At 44.5% G+C, this 16,971-nt stretch carries 16 protein-coding genes; 10 read left to right on the forward strand and 6 right to left on the reverse strand.

What is annotated here, in order from left to right; all coding sequences use genetic code 11:
• Positions 1-701: 701 nt before the first annotated feature.
• The 3 genes from R7O03_RS12150 to R7O03_RS12160 are packed head-to-tail and all read left to right on the forward strand — an operon-like array spanning position 702 to position 3,432.
• Positions 702-929, forward strand: coding sequence for a FeoA family protein (locus R7O03_RS12150; RefSeq protein ID WP_005382190.1), 228 nt, complete (start codon positions 702-704; stop codon positions 927-929).
• Positions 929-3,205 carry a Fe(2+) transporter permease subunit FeoB gene (gene feoB / locus R7O03_RS12155; RefSeq protein ID WP_318131725.1) on the forward strand — a complete coding sequence of 759 codons (2,277 nt, stop codon included), beginning with the start codon at positions 929-931 and terminating at the stop codon, positions 3,203-3,205. Before R7O03_RS12150 ends, feoB begins: the two co-directional genes overlap by 1 nt.
• Complete coding sequence (locus R7O03_RS12160) at positions 3,202-3,432, forward strand: FeoC-like transcriptional regulator (protein ID WP_318123718.1); 231 nt, start codon at positions 3,202-3,204, stop codon at positions 3,430-3,432. Before feoB ends, R7O03_RS12160 begins: the two co-directional genes overlap by 4 nt.
• 108 nt (positions 3,433-3,540) lie before the next feature.
• Here the strand turns inward: R7O03_RS12160 and R7O03_RS12165 are convergent, their stop codons facing one another.
• The 3 genes from R7O03_RS12165 to argS form a co-directional block, all read right to left on the reverse strand.
• Entirely contained in the window at positions 3,541-4,062 is a 522-nt protein-coding gene (locus R7O03_RS12165) for a YqhA family protein (RefSeq protein ID WP_042523163.1), read from the reverse strand.
• A 150-nt stretch (positions 4,063-4,212) separates the two neighbouring features.
• Positions 4,213-4,641 carry an HIT family protein gene (locus R7O03_RS12170; protein ID WP_039841466.1) on the reverse strand — a complete coding sequence of 143 codons (429 nt, stop codon included), beginning with the start codon at positions 4,639-4,641 and terminating at the stop codon, positions 4,213-4,215.
• A gap of 124 nt (positions 4,642-4,765) precedes the next feature.
• The gene (gene argS / locus R7O03_RS12175) at positions 4,766-6,499 is read right to left on the reverse strand and encodes an arginine--tRNA ligase (RefSeq protein ID WP_005388349.1); all 1,734 of its coding nucleotides are present in this window, start codon (positions 6,497-6,499) and stop codon (positions 4,766-4,768) included.
• Between the two features lie 220 nt (positions 6,500-6,719).
• On the opposite strand from argS, the gene R7O03_RS12180 reads away from it, so the two are divergent.
• A complete protein-coding gene (locus R7O03_RS12180) occupies positions 6,720-7,316 on the forward strand; it encodes a VOC family protein (RefSeq protein WP_318131726.1) in 597 nt (198 codons plus the stop codon).
• A 72-nt stretch (positions 7,317-7,388) separates the two neighbouring features.
• Here R7O03_RS12180 and R7O03_RS12185 read toward each other — a convergent pair whose 3' ends face one another.
• The 3 genes from R7O03_RS12185 to purU all read right to left on the reverse strand — a co-directional run bounded on the left by R7O03_RS12185 (position 7,389) and on the right by purU (position 10,419).
• Positions 7,389-7,757: a hypothetical protein gene (locus R7O03_RS12185; protein WP_318131727.1), complete on the reverse strand. Its 369-nt coding sequence runs from the start codon at positions 7,755-7,757 to the stop codon at positions 7,389-7,391.
• 1 nt (position 7,758) lies between these two features.
• Complete coding sequence (locus tag R7O03_RS12190) at positions 7,759-9,375, reverse strand: serine protease (RefSeq protein ID WP_318131728.1); 1,617 nt, start codon at positions 9,373-9,375, stop codon at positions 7,759-7,761.
• Between the two features lie 210 nt (positions 9,376-9,585).
• Entirely contained in the window at positions 9,586-10,419 is an 834-nt protein-coding gene (purU, locus tag R7O03_RS12195) for a formyltetrahydrofolate deformylase (protein ID WP_182036772.1), read from the reverse strand.
• 218 nt (positions 10,420-10,637) lie between these two features.
• Here purU and R7O03_RS12200 point away from each other — a divergent pair, with 218 nt between their 5' ends.
• The 6 genes from R7O03_RS12200 to fadD all read left to right on the forward strand — a co-directional run bounded on the left by R7O03_RS12200 (position 10,638) and on the right by fadD (position 16,933).
• Positions 10,638-12,578 (forward strand): ATP-dependent DNA helicase, encoded by a 1,941-nt coding sequence (locus R7O03_RS12200; protein ID WP_005382210.1) that lies wholly within the window; start codon positions 10,638-10,640, stop codon positions 12,576-12,578.
• Positions 12,579-12,607: 29 nt separating this feature from the next.
• Positions 12,608-13,309, forward strand: coding sequence for a tRNA (adenosine(37)-N6)-threonylcarbamoyltransferase complex dimerization subunit type 1 TsaB (tsaB, locus tag R7O03_RS12205; RefSeq protein ID WP_033906910.1), 702 nt, complete (start codon positions 12,608-12,610; stop codon positions 13,307-13,309).
• A gap of 60 nt (positions 13,310-13,369) precedes the next feature.
• Positions 13,370-13,675 (forward strand): hypothetical protein, encoded by a 306-nt coding sequence (locus R7O03_RS12210; protein ID WP_047102883.1) that lies wholly within the window; start codon positions 13,370-13,372, stop codon positions 13,673-13,675.
• 41 nt (positions 13,676-13,716) lie between these two features.
• The gene (locus tag R7O03_RS12215) at positions 13,717-14,274 is read left to right on the forward strand and encodes a Slp family lipoprotein (protein ID WP_005382214.1); all 558 of its coding nucleotides are present in this window, start codon (positions 13,717-13,719) and stop codon (positions 14,272-14,274) included.
• 6 nt (positions 14,275-14,280) lie between these two features.
• Positions 14,281-15,135 carry an alpha/beta fold hydrolase gene (locus tag R7O03_RS12220; RefSeq protein WP_005382215.1) on the forward strand — a complete coding sequence of 285 codons (855 nt, stop codon included), beginning with the start codon at positions 14,281-14,283 and terminating at the stop codon, positions 15,133-15,135.
• A gap of 106 nt (positions 15,136-15,241) precedes the next feature.
• Positions 15,242-16,933: a long-chain-fatty-acid--CoA ligase FadD gene (gene fadD / locus R7O03_RS12225; protein ID WP_005382216.1), complete on the forward strand. Its 1,692-nt coding sequence runs from the start codon at positions 15,242-15,244 to the stop codon at positions 16,931-16,933.
• Positions 16,934-16,971: the final 38 nt, after the last annotated feature.

A 16,971-nucleotide genomic window follows, 5' to 3' on the forward strand; every position in this document is an offset into this window, starting at 1 on the left:
TTCTCAACACGTAAGCACGATCACGTTCTATCTGTTAGTCGCGATGTTCATAGCAATAAGCATAAATGGCTTCAAGAGAATGATTTACTGATAGTTGCAACAAATAAATGACAGTTGTATTGCTGTATCAAAAGAGCGTGGTTCATTTGGGGGAGTGATGGCATGCGACATTCGTGAAAACGAAAACTGTGTTGAAAAGATGAATAAGGTAAAGAAGTTTTGAAAGAGGTGAAAAAAATATCGTGGTATAGCCGGGGGGACTATACCACGGGTGTCAAGGACACCTTCGCTTGCTGCCGGAGTGACATGTTGCCATGCCACCTCTGGAATTTATTAGAGAGGTTGCCCTCTCGATGGAGTAACTATACGAGAGGTTACTTATTTTTCTTATAAAAATAACGCCATGTTTATATGAGAAAAGCGACAATGTTTGGTTTTCTACTTAAACCATTGTTTTAATTTGAATTTTTTGTTTTCTATCTTGGTTTGTGACATTTTTGTTTCGTTAGGTGTCATTTTTAATTGTTAATTTTGACGTAAATAACGAGAGGAAATTTACGAAGTTAACGTTTGAAAGCGTGAAAACATTTACGGAATCTTTGATTTCACACAAGGATTGAAGGGGTATAGGGGAGTAATATTGGCAACCTAAACTTATTAAATAATAATATTTCTCATTAGCAATACTCTTAAGGGCCACTATGAAGTTATCAGAGATTAATCCTGGCGATACGGTGACGATTCGGTTGTTAGATGGTCTTTCATCAGATATCAGAAAGAAACTCATGGTAATGGGGCTGCTTCCCAATACAGAAGTCAAAGTGATTCGACGTGCGCCAATGGGCGATCCTTTACAAGTCGAAGTCCGTGGTGTGTCTGTCGCATTGCGAGAAACAATTGCTCAGAAAATTGAAGTGGAGCGAGTGTAATGCAATATCAAGTGCTAACCGTAGGTAACCCTAATAGTGGTAAAACGACGCTATTTAATGGTTTAACTGGCGCAAAACAGCAAGTTGGTAACTGGGCAGGCGTCACGGTTGAAAAGAAAACGGGACAATTCAAGCATGCTGGGGATGAGTTTTTGCTCACTGACCTTCCGGGTATTTACTCATTAGACAGTGGTAATGATAGTAATAGTATTGATGAATCCATCGCATCGCGTGCGGTTCTAACTCATCCTGCTGATCTCATTATTAACGTGGTGGATGCTACAAGTTTAGAGCGCAGCTTATATATGACGCTGCAACTTCGCGAACTTGGTCGCCCTATGATTGTTGTCCTCAACAAGATGGATGCGCTAAAGCGTGAACGTCAGATGATTAACGTTGCAGAGCTTGAGAAAACGTTAGGTTGTCCGGTTGTCAGTTTATCTGCAACCAATAAAACTCAAGTGGCAGAGTTTAAAGAAAAGCTTCATAAATCCATCGTTCAAGGAGTGCCACTTAAGGAATTGTCTTTGCATTACGGTGAGAAGATGGAGTCGGCAATTCAAACGGTTTCCGCACTTTTTAACGACCAAACCGTCGCTCATCGTGCACTAGCGATTCGTGCGCTTGAAAAAGACACAATGGTGCTCAATAGTCTTTCTGATATTGATAGAAGCAAAGTATTGGAAGTCATTACGACGTTAGATTTGGATATCGATTTGCATGTCGCGGATACTAAGTACACGCATCTGCATGAACAGTGTAAAAAAGTTCGCCGAAGCGAAGGCAAGTTAAGTCGTAGTGTGACTGAAAGACTCGACCAGTTTATTTTGAACAAGTGGATTGGAATTCCTTTCTTCTTTGTTGTTATGTACCTGATGTTTATGTTCTCGATTAACATCGGTAGTGCATTTATCGACTTTTTTGACATTGGTGTGGGCGCATTGTTGGTTGATGGTGGTCACCACTTGTTAGACGGTCATTTGCCTGTGTGGTTAGTGACGGTTCTTGCTGATGGTATCGGTGGTGGTATCCAGACGGTTGCAACCTTCATTCCGGTTATCGCGTGTTTGTACCTGTTCCTAGCGGTACTTGAGAGCTCAGGTTACATGGCTCGCGCAGCATTCGTACTAGATAAAGTGATGCAGAAGATCGGTCTACCGGGCAAAGCATTTGTACCGTTGGTTCTTGGTTTTGGCTGTAACGTTCCGTCAATCATGGCAACTCGCACTCTAGACCAAGAACGTGAGCGTAAACTGGCTGCATCTATGGCGCCATTTATGTCATGCGGTGCTCGTCTGCCTGTATACGCACTATTCGCTGCAGCATTCTTCCCTGGTTCTGGTCAGAACATTGTATTCGCACTTTACCTACTTGGTATTGTAGCAGCGATCTTCACAGGTCTTTTCCTTAAGCACACGCTTTACCCAGGTAGCAGTGACAGCCTAGTAATGGAAATGCCTGATTACGAACTTCCGACGCTACAAAACGTGGTGATCAAAACTTGGCAAAAGCTAAAGCGCTTTGTACTTGGTGCAGGTAAAACCATCGTTATCGTTGTTGCTATTCTGAGTTTCTTCAACTCATTGGGTACTGATGGCAGTTTTGGTAACGAAGACAGCGAAAACTCTGTGCTTTCTAAAGCAGCGCAAGTAGTGACTCCAGTATTCTCACCAATCGGTGTTCAAGAAGACAACTGGCCAGCGACGGTAGGTATCATTACTGGTATCTTCGCAAAAGAGGCGGTAGTTGGTACTTTGAACAGTCTATACACTACGCCAAGCGACGGTGAAGACGCAGAATTTGATCTAATGGGCAGCCTAGAAGAGGCAGTAATGAGTATCCCTGAAAACCTAGCCGGTTTGAGCTACTCAGATCCACTAGGCATTGAAGTGGGTGACTTAACTGACTCAAATGCCGTTGCCGAAGAACAAGAAGTCGATGCTTCTATCTTCGGTAACATCAAATCGCAGTTTGCTTCTGGTAATGCCGCATTTGCTTACCTAATCTTTATCCTACTGTACACACCTTGTGTGGCGGCGATGGGGGCTTACGTACGTGAGTTTGGTCATAAGTTCGCACGCTTTATTGCGGTTTGGACAATGGGCTTGGCTTACCTATGTGCGACGTTCTACAACCAATTGACGCATTTCGCAGATAGCCCAGTAACAAGTGGTATTTGGATGGCTGTGATCGTAGCTATCTTCTTTGGCACATACCGTGTGTTCAAACAAGTTGGTAAGAAACAAAACGGTGCATTAGAGGTGCAAATAGCATGATTTTAAAAGAGCTTTATCAATACATTGCAGACAAAGGAACCGTCTCCCAGTCAGCTCTGGCTAAACAGTTTGGGATGAGTGAAGATGGTGCTGACGCGATGTTAAGTGTGTGGATTAAGAAGGGCAAAATTAGCCGCCTAGTTGACACCAATAAAGCTCATGACGTGACTCGAGTTCGCTACTCAGTGACTAAACAAGATGGTTTGTCTCTGACAGTCACCATGTAGCGACTATCAAAATTAGTCACCTAAAAATTATCACGTAAAAACGACAAAGCCGCATCAGCAATGATGCGGCTTTTATTTTGCTGGTTATTGTTTGTGAATACAGCGAAATTAATGTTCTTCAGAGTGTTTAGTCGCGCCTAACCCTAGGAACTTTAAACCAAGACTTAAAACTAAAATCGAAATAGGTAATGTTAAGATCGTCCAATCTAAGCTGTCGAAGTTAATCAGCACGAGCTCTAAGAACTTCACAAACAAGATCACGATGATGACTTCAGCCAAAATGTTTTTTAGATGGCCGATGTTTGGGGTTCTGATCCAATGCAAAACCGACTGCTCTTGTGTTTTCGCTTTAGCTTTGTTGGAAATAAATAGTGTGTAGATGCCGTGAGCAAAGATGAACAAAACTAGTGCGACAAGAAACGTATCCAGTGACTTGATCAAATAAGCGATCGCGATGTCTGCTTTATCTAAATGTGCGAGTGCTTCTGGAGGTGTTTGATTGAGAATGAAGACCGCAAATGCCGAATAGGTTTTTGCTGCACCCATAAGAAAAAGCAAGAATGAAGCAGCCATAGAACAGATAATGGCGATCCAGCTGACGTATCGGAATGTGTTGAAGACTTGTTTCATGATGACCCTCTCTAACTGAGCTGGTAGTCTAAACAAGTTTTATTTTAGTGATAATCCCGGAAAAATGAGAAAGATTGTTACAAATACGTATTAATCTTTCTCTGTCTATTTCAGCCGTATTCAAAGGCGAATTATTTTCGCTAGCAGTGCTTATGCTTTTTGGAAAATAGAGCTCAGTGACAGCACATTTTTAATGCGACCAAGCAATTCGTTTTGCTCTTCTTCTGTACGGAATTCACCTTTGGTATTACCCCAAACCGGTCCCGGCCATGCTATGTCATCTTTGAAGCGAGCGATATGGTGAATGTGCAGTTGCGGCACCATGTTACCTAGTGCACCGAGGTTTAACTTGTCTGGACGGAATGTTGCTTCCAGTGCTTGGCTTACCGCTTGAGACTCTAGCAAAAACTGTTGCTGTTCTTTCATTGGCAAGTGGTGAAGCTCTTTTAGGTTTGCACGTTTTGGTACCAAGATAACCCATGGCACAGCATTGTCTTTATGCAGAAGCGCCACACACAGTGGGAAGTGGCCGATAACGGTGGTGTCTTTTGCCAGTTGAGGGTGCAGTTCAAAACTCATTATGTTGTCCGATTTGAATTGAATGACATCAGTATACGCCAGATAAAACAAAAGGTTGACGCTTTCACGTCAACCTTTGTCATCATTTAGCTTGTGCTACTTAAGCTACCTACGTAAAAGCGGATTACATACGCTCTAGAGTATCAATACCTAGTAGAGACAGACCTTGCTTGATGGTCTTCGCTGTTAGCGCAGCTAGTTTCAGACGGCTTTGTTTCACAGCTTCGTCTTCAGCAACTAGGATAGGGCACGCTTCGTAGAAACTAGAGAACTGACCTGCTAGTTCGAATAGGTAGCTACACATGATGTGCGGTTGGCCTTCGCGAGCGACAGATTGAACCGCTTCTTCGAACTGCATAAGTTTAGCAATAAGTGCTTTCTCTTTCTCATCAGTGATTTTGATGTCGCCTTGGAGAGCGTCCATAGCAACACCAGCTTTAGCGAAAATAGAAGCTACGCGAGTGTATGCATATTGCATGTATGGTGCTGTGTTACCTTCAAACGCTAACATGTTGTCCCAATCGAACACGTAGTCAGTCGTACGGTGTTTAGATAAGTCAGAGTATTTAACCGCTGCCATTGCAACTGTTTTAGAGATCTTCTCTTTTTCTTCCGCATCTAGCTCAGGGTTTTTAGATTCGATCAGTTGTGCTGCACGAACTTCTGCTTCATCTAGAAGGTCGGCAAGGCGAACGGTACCACCCGCACGAGTCTTGAATGGCTTACCATCTTTACCAAGCATCATGCCGAACGCGTGGTGCTCAAGAGATACTGACTCAGGTACGTAGCCTGCCTTACGAACAATTGTCCAAGCTTGCATTAGGTGCTGGTGTTGACGTGAGTCGATGAAGTAAAGCACACGGTCTGCGCTTAGCTCTTCATAACGATATTTTGCACATGCGATGTCTGTTGTTGTGTATAGGAAACCGCCATCGCGTTTTTGAACGATAACGCCCATTGGTTCGCCATCTTTGTTCTTGTATTCATCTAGGAATACAACTTGCGCGCCATCATCTTCAACGGCAAGACCTTGTTCTTTTAGGTCTGCAACGATCTTAGGAAGCATGTCGTTGTACATGCTCTCGCCCATCACGTCGTCACGAGTCAGTGACACGTTTAGACGGTCGTAGTTGCGCTGGTTTTGGATCATGGTTACATCAACGAGTTTTTTCCACATTTCTGCACAGTACTCGTCACCGCTTTGCAGTTTCACAACGTAGTTTCGCGCCTTTACTGCGAAGTCTTCATCTTCATCGTACAGCTTTTTCGATTCGCGGTAGAAGCCTTCAAGGTCCGCAAGCTCCATAGAAACTTCGCCAGACTCTTGTTGTACACGTTCAAGGTTTGCGATAAGCATACCGAACTGAGTACCCCAGTCGCCGATGTGGTTCGCACGGATCACTTTGTGACCTAGGAACTCAAGAGTACGTACCACCGCATCACCGATGATGGTTGAACGTAGGTGACCAACGTGCATTTCTTTAGCTACGTTTGGTGCAGAGTAGTCAGCAACGATAGTTTGAGCTTCGTCTGCTGCAACGCCAAGACGTGAGTCAGCCAGTGCTGCTTCCGCTTGTTTTGCTAGGAACTCTTCGCTTAGGAAAATGTTGATGAAACCAGGACCAGCGATTTCTGTCTTGCTCGCAATACCATCTAGGTCTAGAACATCCAGTACTTTCTGTGCAAATTCTCGTGGGTTAGTACCCAGTTTTTTAGCAACGCCCATTACGCCGTTTGCTTGGTAGTCACCAAATTGTGGCTTTGCTGATTGGCGTACTGCCGCAGGACTGCCTGCAGGTGCGCCAGCGGCTTCTAGAGCCTGAGATACTTTGTCATTAATAAGTGCTTGGATATTCACACGCGTTTCCTTCAATTCAAGGACGAAGAACTCGGCGAAATAAGTGCCGAGTTCTGTTGGAGTTCACAAAAATGGGGCTAATGATAACAACTTTATTGCTTTTCATACAGAGAGGAATTGGGGAAATTTATACTTTTTCGATTGAATGGAAATGTGGCTTAGTTTGCGTTTACTATTGCGCTCAGAGTAATGAGATAAATCGCCCCATAAGAGAGCCACAATGACGACTCAACTAGTTGAAAAACGCCTAGCGCCTGAATTGATGATCCAAGATCTGGATGCATTTATGGCGAAGATTGAAGAGCTTGCATCCCTGTTAAAACTGGATCTGAGCTTTGCTCAAGCTGACCATATTGCGCTGCGAATTAATGATACTGAAACAGCAAAAGCCGCGCATGAAGCATGGAATCAATACGGTAAGGTGATTTCACAAGCGAAAATAAACGGTCGTCCAATCATCGTTATCGAATTCGACAAAGCGTTGGAAAGCCGTGGTTGGAAGATTGAGTGTCTGGAACTGCCATACCCTGCGGAAGGCAAAATCTACCCAAATGAAAGCTGGGAACATGTGGAGTTTGTTATTCCATCTCATGCTGAAACCGCAGACGAGTTTCTTGCTGATTTGAAACACACTTACCCAGCGTTTGGCGCGCGTTTTGATGAGTTACAAGAGCTGGGTGTAAAGAGCAAATTGTCGAGCCCGAAAGGGGATGGCGAACGCTTGAAAAACCCAACCGTGGCGTTTAAGTACCAAGGCATTTGTATCAAATTGCACCCGCATTCACTTAAGCGTATTGTGGAGTCTGAGCAGGCGTAAAACGCTAGAGTGAGAATTGCTGAGTTGCGAGAGGTAAAAAGGGAGCCGAGGCTCCCTTTCGTAAGCGAATCACTATTTAGCCGGTGATTTGCGTTTTGGGTTGGTAATGGAAAGTTTTTTGCCTTTCAACTCTTCATTTAGAGTGAGTGTGAAAGTCTTTGGAAACGGCATTCGTTTACAATGATCCACTTTGTTCCTGACGATTGTGAGCAGGGCTTCCGTTGAAGAGTTTTGCTCTATTTTTAAGCTAAAGTCATCGTTCTTACTGCAGCCATTAGACTCGGCGATAAATGAAATTTGACTATCGCTAGTTCGATACGCTTCAACCATGATGGCTTGATGTTCAGACTCTAGACCTTGCTGCGTTTCTGTATTTGCCGAGCAAGCGACTAAACTGATGGAGCTCAAGCCAAGCAGCATTGTTTTGAGTACATATTGCATCTTATTGTCCTTTTTTGCGACGTAGGAAAGGACCTGCGGCCAGCAACATTAATAGGCTAATTGAGAAGCTGCCGCCTGAACTTGATGTTTTGGTTACGCTGCTCTCGCTAGTGTTATCTGAACTAACTGACATCTTGATATTGCGAATATACGCTTGCGCGTTGTAACCACCGCTAAACTCGTAATTTTTCAGATAAGCAAAAGTAACCGTGTTTGACTTCCTGTAAAAATCGATAGAAAGTTCACTGTAATCAAGAAGCTGGCGGGTGTAGTCATACTCTTGGCCGTTGACAAAAACGACAAAATAATCGAAACCATCGGATAGGACTTTAAAATCCATGGATAGTTTGCCTTTTGGCAAATCGGTTAAATGCAAGATGGATGCACCAGTAGACATTCCCATTTCTGCTGACTGAAGCTCACCATTTTCAGTTGTCCAAGCGTATTCATTGGTGTAAACATTTGCGCCAGCTAGTGGGATGGCACTGCTCAATGAGCTGCTTGCTTTATCTACACCTGTATACTTAAACGTTGTTATAAGTTTGGACAGTTTCGGATGATCGGTAAAGAGCTCTATCGTTGTTACTGACTCTGAATAGCTAGGTTGGTAACCCACGGTAATTTGGCAGCTTTGAGAAGGCTTTAAGGTACCAGTACAAGTGCTTTTCTCGATGGTACTTCCGTATGATATTGTGCTTTCGTAGATGTTGAATGGGATAGTATCGTCATTACGAATAGTAAAGGTCTCTTGCTGTCCTTTTCGCTCAACGAAATGAAGATCTCGATACTGGGTATAGCTGATAGTATTACGATGACTATCTATCCAACCATTGTGCTGAAAATGAGCGACGTTTGCATAAACACCATAAGCATTTGGTTGAGCACATCCATCACCCCAACTGACCACTCCTAATAACTTGTTGATGCCGTTATCGTCAACGATGAGCGGACCGCCGCTATCTCCTTGGCAGCTATCTTTACCTCCCCAATAGTATCCAGCGCAAATGCCGTCATCTGATACATTAGAGTAGTTTCCTGGTAGGTTTTGGCAGGTAGCTCGATCTACGTATTCCAAATCTACTTGTTGTAAAACGGTTGGGTATATTCGGTCTGTCGTGGACGTATTTCCCCATCCAGCCACGTGCAACTTGTCTCCTACGCGTACGCTATCTAAAAGTTCTGGCGTTGCCAGGTCAATCGTTGCGCTATCGATATTGTGTTCTAATTCAATAAGAGCGATGTCATTGTTCGTTGTATTGCTGTTATATTCATTATGTGAATAGATATTGTTAACAGCGATACGCTGCGATTGAGACTCGTTGTTTTGGTCATAAAGGCCAAGAACGATATCTATATCGTCCGCATTAAGACCTTCCACACAGTGCGCAGCAGTTAATACGTATTTTCCACCTAGGAAACTGCCACCACAAAAGTGACCAATAGATGTAGGTTGTCCTTTACGTACCAGTGAAGCAATAAATTTCCAGTCGGAAGTGTTGGCAGGTTCGCCGCCGATAATGCGAGTGGATACATCATTCTGAACAGGCTCAAGAGTATCTGCGATTGTGGTTGCTGGTAAAGTCAGCCCAATCAGAAAAGCCACTAACGTTTTTTTCATTTTAATTCCGTAATATTAACGTGGTTTATTATAAGGAGGATAAATGATAAACGGAATCATTCTCTCAGTAAATAGTTGTAGAGAAATGAAAAATTATAACGTATCGGTTTAACTTTGATGGTTAGAATTGGAGGGGGTGGGGATCTTCTGAAAAGATGAAACCCGTCAAGTTGGACGGGTTTCACTATCGTTGTAACTAGTACGGAGGGATTACAGGATCACTGTTTTATTCCCATAAACAAAGACGTGGTCATTGATCACTTTATTCAAAGCCTTACTCAATACGTTCTTCTCTACATCGCGTCCCGCTTGCGCCATATCTTGGGCATTGAATGTATGGTCGACAGGAATTACGTCTTGCTTGATGATCGGCCCTTCATCTAAATCATTAGTCACGAAGTGTGCTGTTGCACCGATGATTTTCACACCGCGATCGTAAGCTTGTTGATATGGCTTCGCGCCAATAAAAGCAGGTAAGAAGCTGTGATGAATATTAATGATTTTGTGGTGATATTTCTCAACAAACGTCGGCGTTAATACGCGCATGTATTTAGCTAGCACCAAAAAGTCAGCATCGTATTGATCGATCACTTCTAGCATCTTCTGCTCGTGTTCTTCACGGCTAAGGTTTTCATGGGTCACATGGTGGTAAGGAATGTCGAAGCGTTCAGTGAGAATTTGCAGTTTGTCGTAATTCCCCACCACAGCGGCGATCTCAACATCTAGGCTTCCATCGTAGGTTTTCATCAGAATATCGCCTAAACAATGCGCTTCTTTTGTGACGAGAATGACGATGCGCTTACGGCGAGAGCCAACCAATTTACGCTTAGCACCTTGCGGGAGAGCTTGGTCCAAGTCGGCAAGAAACGTTTGATCGTTGAAGTATCCCTCCAGCTCCGTTCTCATGAAAAAGTGGCCACTGGTATTATCAACAAATTCGTTATTGTGAACGATGTTGAGTTGGTGCTTGTAACAGATATTAGTAATTTTCGAGATGAGACCCGGGGCGTCAGAACAGTGGGTCAACAGTGTTTTCTTTTCCATAAATCAGGTACTTCCATGCATTAATATTTTAGCGTACGAATTTGTTATTATTCCCTAGCGGGTGTAACTGTACTGCCATGTTTCACCATAAATAATCTATTCTTACGTTGGTTTCAACAAAATATCCGCGTGTCGCCGCAAGCTGGTCAGATTGTGGGCTGATGTCACTCCTATTCCTCTGATATACTCTCGATAATTTTTCAAACTCAATACCAAGCATGATCGCAAAAACTTTTTCCTCTGATGGCGCGTTAGGTAAGGCCATTCCTGGCTTTCAAGCTCGTCAGCCACAAATCGATATGGCGGAAGCCGTCAGCAGTGCGATCAAAGATCAAACCCAGTTGGTGGTGGAGGCAGGAACCGGAACCGGTAAGACCTTCGCCTACCTAGTCCCTGCGCTGTTAAGCGGTAAAAAAGTGATCATCAGTACAGGCTCGAAAAACTTGCAAGAGCAGTTGTACCATCGTGACTTACCGCTCATGGTCAATGCGCTTGGTTTTTATGGCCAAGTGGCGTTATTAAAAGGGCGTTCTAATTATCTGTGTTTGGATCGTTTGAGCCGCCAAATGGTCGAAAGCCACACTAATGAATCTGACCCGACGTTATTAACTCAACTGGTTAAAGTGCGTGCTTGGTCATCAGAAACCAAAACAGGTGACCTTGGGGATTGTGATGATCTACCAGAAGACAGCATGATCATTCCGACCATCACCTCAACCAATGATAACTGTTTAGGTAAAGAATGTCCGAGCTACACTGATTGCTTTGTATTGAAAGCGCGTAAGCGAGCCATGGATTCCGACATTGTTGTAGTGAACCATCACTTGTTTCTTGCTGATTTAGCGATTAAAGAAACAGGATTTGGTGAACTGATTCCAGAAGCCGATGTGTTTATTTTTGATGAAGCTCATCAGTTGCCAGATATTGCGAGCGAATATTTCGGCCAGTCAGTTTCAAGCCGCCAAATTCACGATCTTGCCAAAGACATTGAAATAGCCTACCGCACCGAAGCCAAAGATATGCGTCAATTGCAAAAAGTGGGCGACAAACTCATGCAAAGCGCAATGGACATGCGGATTGTATTGGGTGAACCAGGCTTTCGTGGCAACTGGCGTGAGGCGTTGCAATCAGGTTCCATTAAGCGAGAATTATTGCGCTTAACTGACAGCCTCGAATTGGCGATTGATGTACTCAAAATAGCTTTAGGGCGCAGTCAATTACTGGATACGGCCTTTGAACGAGCCAATTTGATCAAAGGCCGTATCGACCGCGTCTGTGATGTCGATATTACCGGTTACTCATACTGGTACGATACCTCGCCTCGTCATTTCGCTCTGCACATTACGCCTCTTTCTGTCGCGGACAAGTTCCATGAGCAAATAGAGATTAAACAAGGCGCTTGGATTTTCACGTCAGCAACCCTAGCCGTATCGGGCGATTTCAAGCACTTTACTGAGCGCCTTGGCCTCAAGCCTACAAAGCAATTTTCTCTGCCGTCCCCCTTTGATTATCAAAAACAAGCGCGCCTTTGTGTGCCAAGGTATTTGCCAGAGCCAAACAGTAACGGCTTAGCGGATAAGTTAGTCCGAATGCTTGCTCCGGTGATTGAAGAAAATGATGGTCGCTGCTTCTTTTTATGTACCTCGCACAGCATGATGCGTGAACTAGGTGAGAAGTTCCGAGAAGTACTTGAGCTGCCTGTGTTAATGCAAGGGGAGATGAGTAAGCAGAAAACCTTGGCGGAGTTTATGGAACTGGGTAACGCTTTACTCGTGGCGACGGGCGCTTTCTGGGAAGGGATTGATGTTAGAGGTGATGCGCTGAGCTGTGTTATTATCGACAAATTACCGTTTACCGCCCCTGACGATCCGTTACTCAAAGCCCGTATCGAGGATTGTCGATTACGTGGCGGTGAACCATTTGCTGAAGTACAAATCCCGGATGCAGTGATTACGTTAAAGCAGGGAGTAGGGCGATTAATTCGAGATCAGAAGGATCACGGTGCGTTGATCATTTGTGATAATCGCCTCGTCACGCGAGACTATGGTGGTATTTTCCTCGGAAGCCTACCACCTATCCCAAGGACGCGAGACTTAGATGGAATCAAAGCATTCCTGAAAGCAGAACAATCTGTCACAGACGCAAGTGCTGAGGCATAACCCAATAAATGAAAGTTGTAGAGAGTTAAATGAGCGCAAAAATTCTTGCTATCGATACAGCGACTGAAAACTGTTCAGTTGCGTTGTTGGCTAATGATCAAGTGATTTCACGTAGCGCGGTTGCACCACGCGATCACACCAAAAAAGTACTGCCAATGGTTGATGAAGTACTCAAAGAAGCTGGCCTGACTCTACAAGAGCTGGATGCGTTAGCGTTTGGACGTGGTCCAGGTAGCTTTACTGGCGTTCGTATCGGTATTGGTATCGCACAAGGTTTGGCGTTCGGTGCTGACTTACCTATGATCGGCGTTTCAACGCTGGCTGCAATGGCTCAAGGTAGCTATCGCTTACATGGTGTGACCGATGTCGCTGTGGCCATTGATGCACGTATGGGTGAAGTTTACTGGGCACGTTACACTCGCCAAGCAAACGGTGAGTGGGCAGAGATGGATGCAGAGTGCGTAATTCCACCAGCACGTCTAGTTGAAGAAGCACAAGCAGACGACAAAACGTGGACGACAGCAGGTACTGGTTGGGATGCTTACCAAGAAGTATTAGCAGACCTACCGTTTAATTTGACGCATGGTGACGTTCTGTACCCTGATTCACAAGACATTGTGATTCTTGCTGAACAAGAATTTAAAAAGGGTAATACCGTGCCGGTCGAAGATTCGAGCCCTGTTTATTTACGTGATAATGTGACATGGAAAAAACTTCCTGGTCGCGAATAGTCCGTTTTTCATTAACCTGACAAAAAGCAGGGCGTTTGCCCTGTATTTTTATGGAGTGCTATGGCGTCGATTAATGGCTTGCCTCCTTCTTTGATTCCCGGTGCAAATCGCACTAATAAAGCCAGTCAAAAGAAGCAGGTAAATAAATCACAAACAAAGCAGCCTGTAGGTCAGCCTTCAAAGGTTGCTAACGCCGTGGCGCACTCCATAAAACACGTGGATGAGTCCCAAATTCACCGAGCTCAAGTGCAATATGACCTTCCTGAAGGGGGCGCACGTAAAGCAATGGAGCAGTACATGGATGTCATGAATCGAGCTAAAAAAGAGGAACTGGCTCAATTACTTGGTGTCGATATTTACGTGTGAGATCTCCCCAGCTTGGGGTTACAAATATTGAAAGGTGGTTTATGAAGGTTTTTGGACGGTTTTTTCTCGCATTATTTGCTACGGTTGGTTTGTCTGCGTGTAGCTCGTTGCCAGAGGAGCTAAATGCAAGCACAGAATTGGTCGTTACAGACTATAAAGCTTTTGCTGAGTCTCAGGGGCAAGTGAGTGAAGATGTTCGCCTTGGTGGAATCATCGCTAAAGTGGATAACTTTAAAGATAAAACGCGTCTAGAGATTGTAAACCTTCCTATCAGTAAGTCTGGTAAACCTGATATTGATGAAGAGCCTACGGGGCGTTTTGTCGCCTATTTTGATGGCTATTTAGAGCCTGTCGCCTTTAGTGAAGGCCGTTTGGTGACGGTTGTAGGCAAAGGAGCAGGGGAAGAAGAAGGAAAGATCGGTGAGCACGGTTACATCTTCCCAGTAATTAAGGGGGAAGGGTACCGTTTATGGAAAATTGAAGAACGTGTACGCATGTATGACTCGCCAACCTACTTTTACCCATGTTACTCGATTAACTGCCGCATGTGGCGTAATGATTTCCCGCAAGACGGTAAAGTGATAAAACAGGTCAAATAATCTGCGATGCATGAGCGTCAATTCGAGCTTCCTGCCGGCAAAATGGCAGCCCTTGAGATAGGGAACGAGAAAACGGCTGACTTGTCAGTCGTTTTTCTTCATGGGTGGTTAGATAATGCGGGCAGCTTTAAAGCGCTCATGGAGCAGTTGAATCAACTTAATCCTCACTTACACCTCCTCGCCATCGATCATTTTGGTCACGGTTTATCGAGTCATAAATCTCACGATAATTATTACCCCTTTCACGACTATATTGCCGATTTGTATCAGTTTTTGGACGAATTATCACCAAACAGACTGATATTAGTAGGGCATTCACTTGGTGCTTTAATCGCAAGTTGCTATAGTGCAGCGTTTCCAGAGCAGGTCGAAGCTCTTGTGCAAATTGAGGGAGCAGGACCTCTTCATGAGGATCCTACTAACAGTTTGCCTCGTCTTCGCGATGGCGTTTTAAGTCGAATAAGACAGCAAAACAAGCCAGAGCGAGCCATTGCCTCCTTCGATCTGGCGTTAAAATTACGCATGCAAGCCAACCAATTAACCGCTGAGCAACTTCTACCGATAGTCGAGCGTGGAACAGAGCAGCGAGGAGATAAATGGTATTGGCGGCATGACGCCAAGTTAAAATGTGCGTCGCTTTACCGAATGGCGCAAGCGCATGCTAACTCGATTACCAGCCAAATACGTTGTCCTCATTTGATTGTATTAGGCGATCAAGGATTTCAGAATTTACCATCTAACCAAGCTGATTGGGGAGAGAACCCACCGCAAGTGGTTTCTGTCAAGGGTGGTCATCACTGTCATTTAGAGCAAATACTCGAGGTCGCAACGCGAATTCTTGGTGTAGTTAACAAAATTTAAACAAGTGTTTGAGAGTTGCGTGCTCAAGCACGTTCGCTGTGCTGTAATAGCTTTCAAAATAAAAAGGACGCTATTTTTTAGCCAGTTATAAACGAGGAGTAACATCGTGGATAAACCATGGCTTTCACGTTATCCAAGTGACGTACCTGAAACCATTAATCCAGAGCAATATGAGTCTTTGGTAGAAATGTTTGAACAGTCTGTACAAAAATATGCAGACCAACCAGCATTCATGAACATGGGCTCGGTTATGACCTTCCGTAAATTGGAAGAGCGTAGTCGCGCATTCGCAGCGTATCTGCAAAACGAGTTAAAACTGCAAAAGGGTGACCGCGTTGCTCTGATGATGCCAAACTTACTGCAATACCCAGTAGCATTATTTGGTATTTTGCGTGCAGGTTGTATCGCCGTAAACGTTAACCCACTTTACACTCCTCGTGAACTTGAACACCAATTGAATGACTCAGGTGCGACGACGATTGTGATTGTGTCTAACTTTGCGAATACGCTAGAACAAATCGTCGATAAAACACCAGTCAAACACGTAGTGTTAACCAGTCTTGGTCAAATGCTGCCACGAGCGAAAGGTACGATTGTCGATTTTGTCGTGAAGTACGTTAAGGGCATGGTGCCTAAGTACGATTTACCTGGTGCAATCTCAATGCGTCAGGCTCTACGTAAAGGTCGTCGTCTACAATACGTTAAACCGTTTATGTCTGGGGATGACATTGCATTCCTGCAATATACGGGGGGGACGACAGGTGTCGCGAAAGGCGCGATTCTGACTCACCGCAACATGATTGCGAACGTTCTACAGGCAAAAGGCGCGTACGGACCGGTTTTATCTCCGGGGCGTGAATTAGTCGTGACAGCATTACCGCTGTATCACGTATTTGCTCTTACCGTAAACTGTCTGCTGTTTGTTGAAATGGGTGGTCGTAACTTACTTATTACGAACCCTAGAGATATTCCAGGGTTCGTGAAAGAGCTACAAAAGCATCCGTTTACTGCGATTACGGGCGTGAATACCTTATTTAATGCATTGGTCAACAATGAAGACTTCCACGAGTTGGATTTCAGTAATCTACGTTTAGCCGTTGGCGGCGGCATGGCAGTGCAGCGCTCAGTGGCAGAAAGATGGCAAAAGACCACGGGTTGCTATTTGCTCGAAGGTTACGGTCTAACAGAGTGTTCTCCGTTGGTGGCGGCATATCCGCATGATCTTGTTGAATACAATGGCTCTATTGGTCTGCCGGTACCATCAACAGAAGTTCGTATCGTGGACGAAGAAGGCAACGCTCTTGCGAATACTGAAACTGGTGAACTTCAAGTTCGTGGTCCTCAGGTTATGCAAGGTTACTGGCAACGACCTGAAGCAACGAAAGATACGATTAACGAAGACGGCTGGCTATCAACTGGCGACATCGTTAAGTTCGATGACGAAGGCTTCCTGCATATCGTTGACCGTAAGAAAGACATGATCTTAGTATCAGGCTTTAATGTTTACCCGAATGAAATTGAAGACGTTGTAGCACTACACGGCAAAGTACTTGAAGTTGCTGCTATTGGTCAGCCGCATGAAGTGTCTGGTGAATTAGTGAAGATTTATGTCGTGAAACGCGATCCGAGCTTGACCAAAGACGAAGTGATCGCGCATTGTCGAGAACACCTAACTGGCTACAAAGTTCCGAAGTTGGTTGAATTCCGCGAAGACTTACCTAAAACCAATGTCGGTAAGATCTTGCGTCGTGTTTTACGCGAAGAGAATGACGCTGAACTTGCGAAGAAAAGCGCATAAGCCGATTTCGTCGAGTCGAGAGATTTAAAAAATGATAG

This window comes from Vibrio sp. Vb2960, assembly GCF_033337665.1.
Lineage (GTDB): Bacteria > Pseudomonadota > Gammaproteobacteria > Enterobacterales > Vibrionaceae > Vibrio > Vibrio alginolyticus.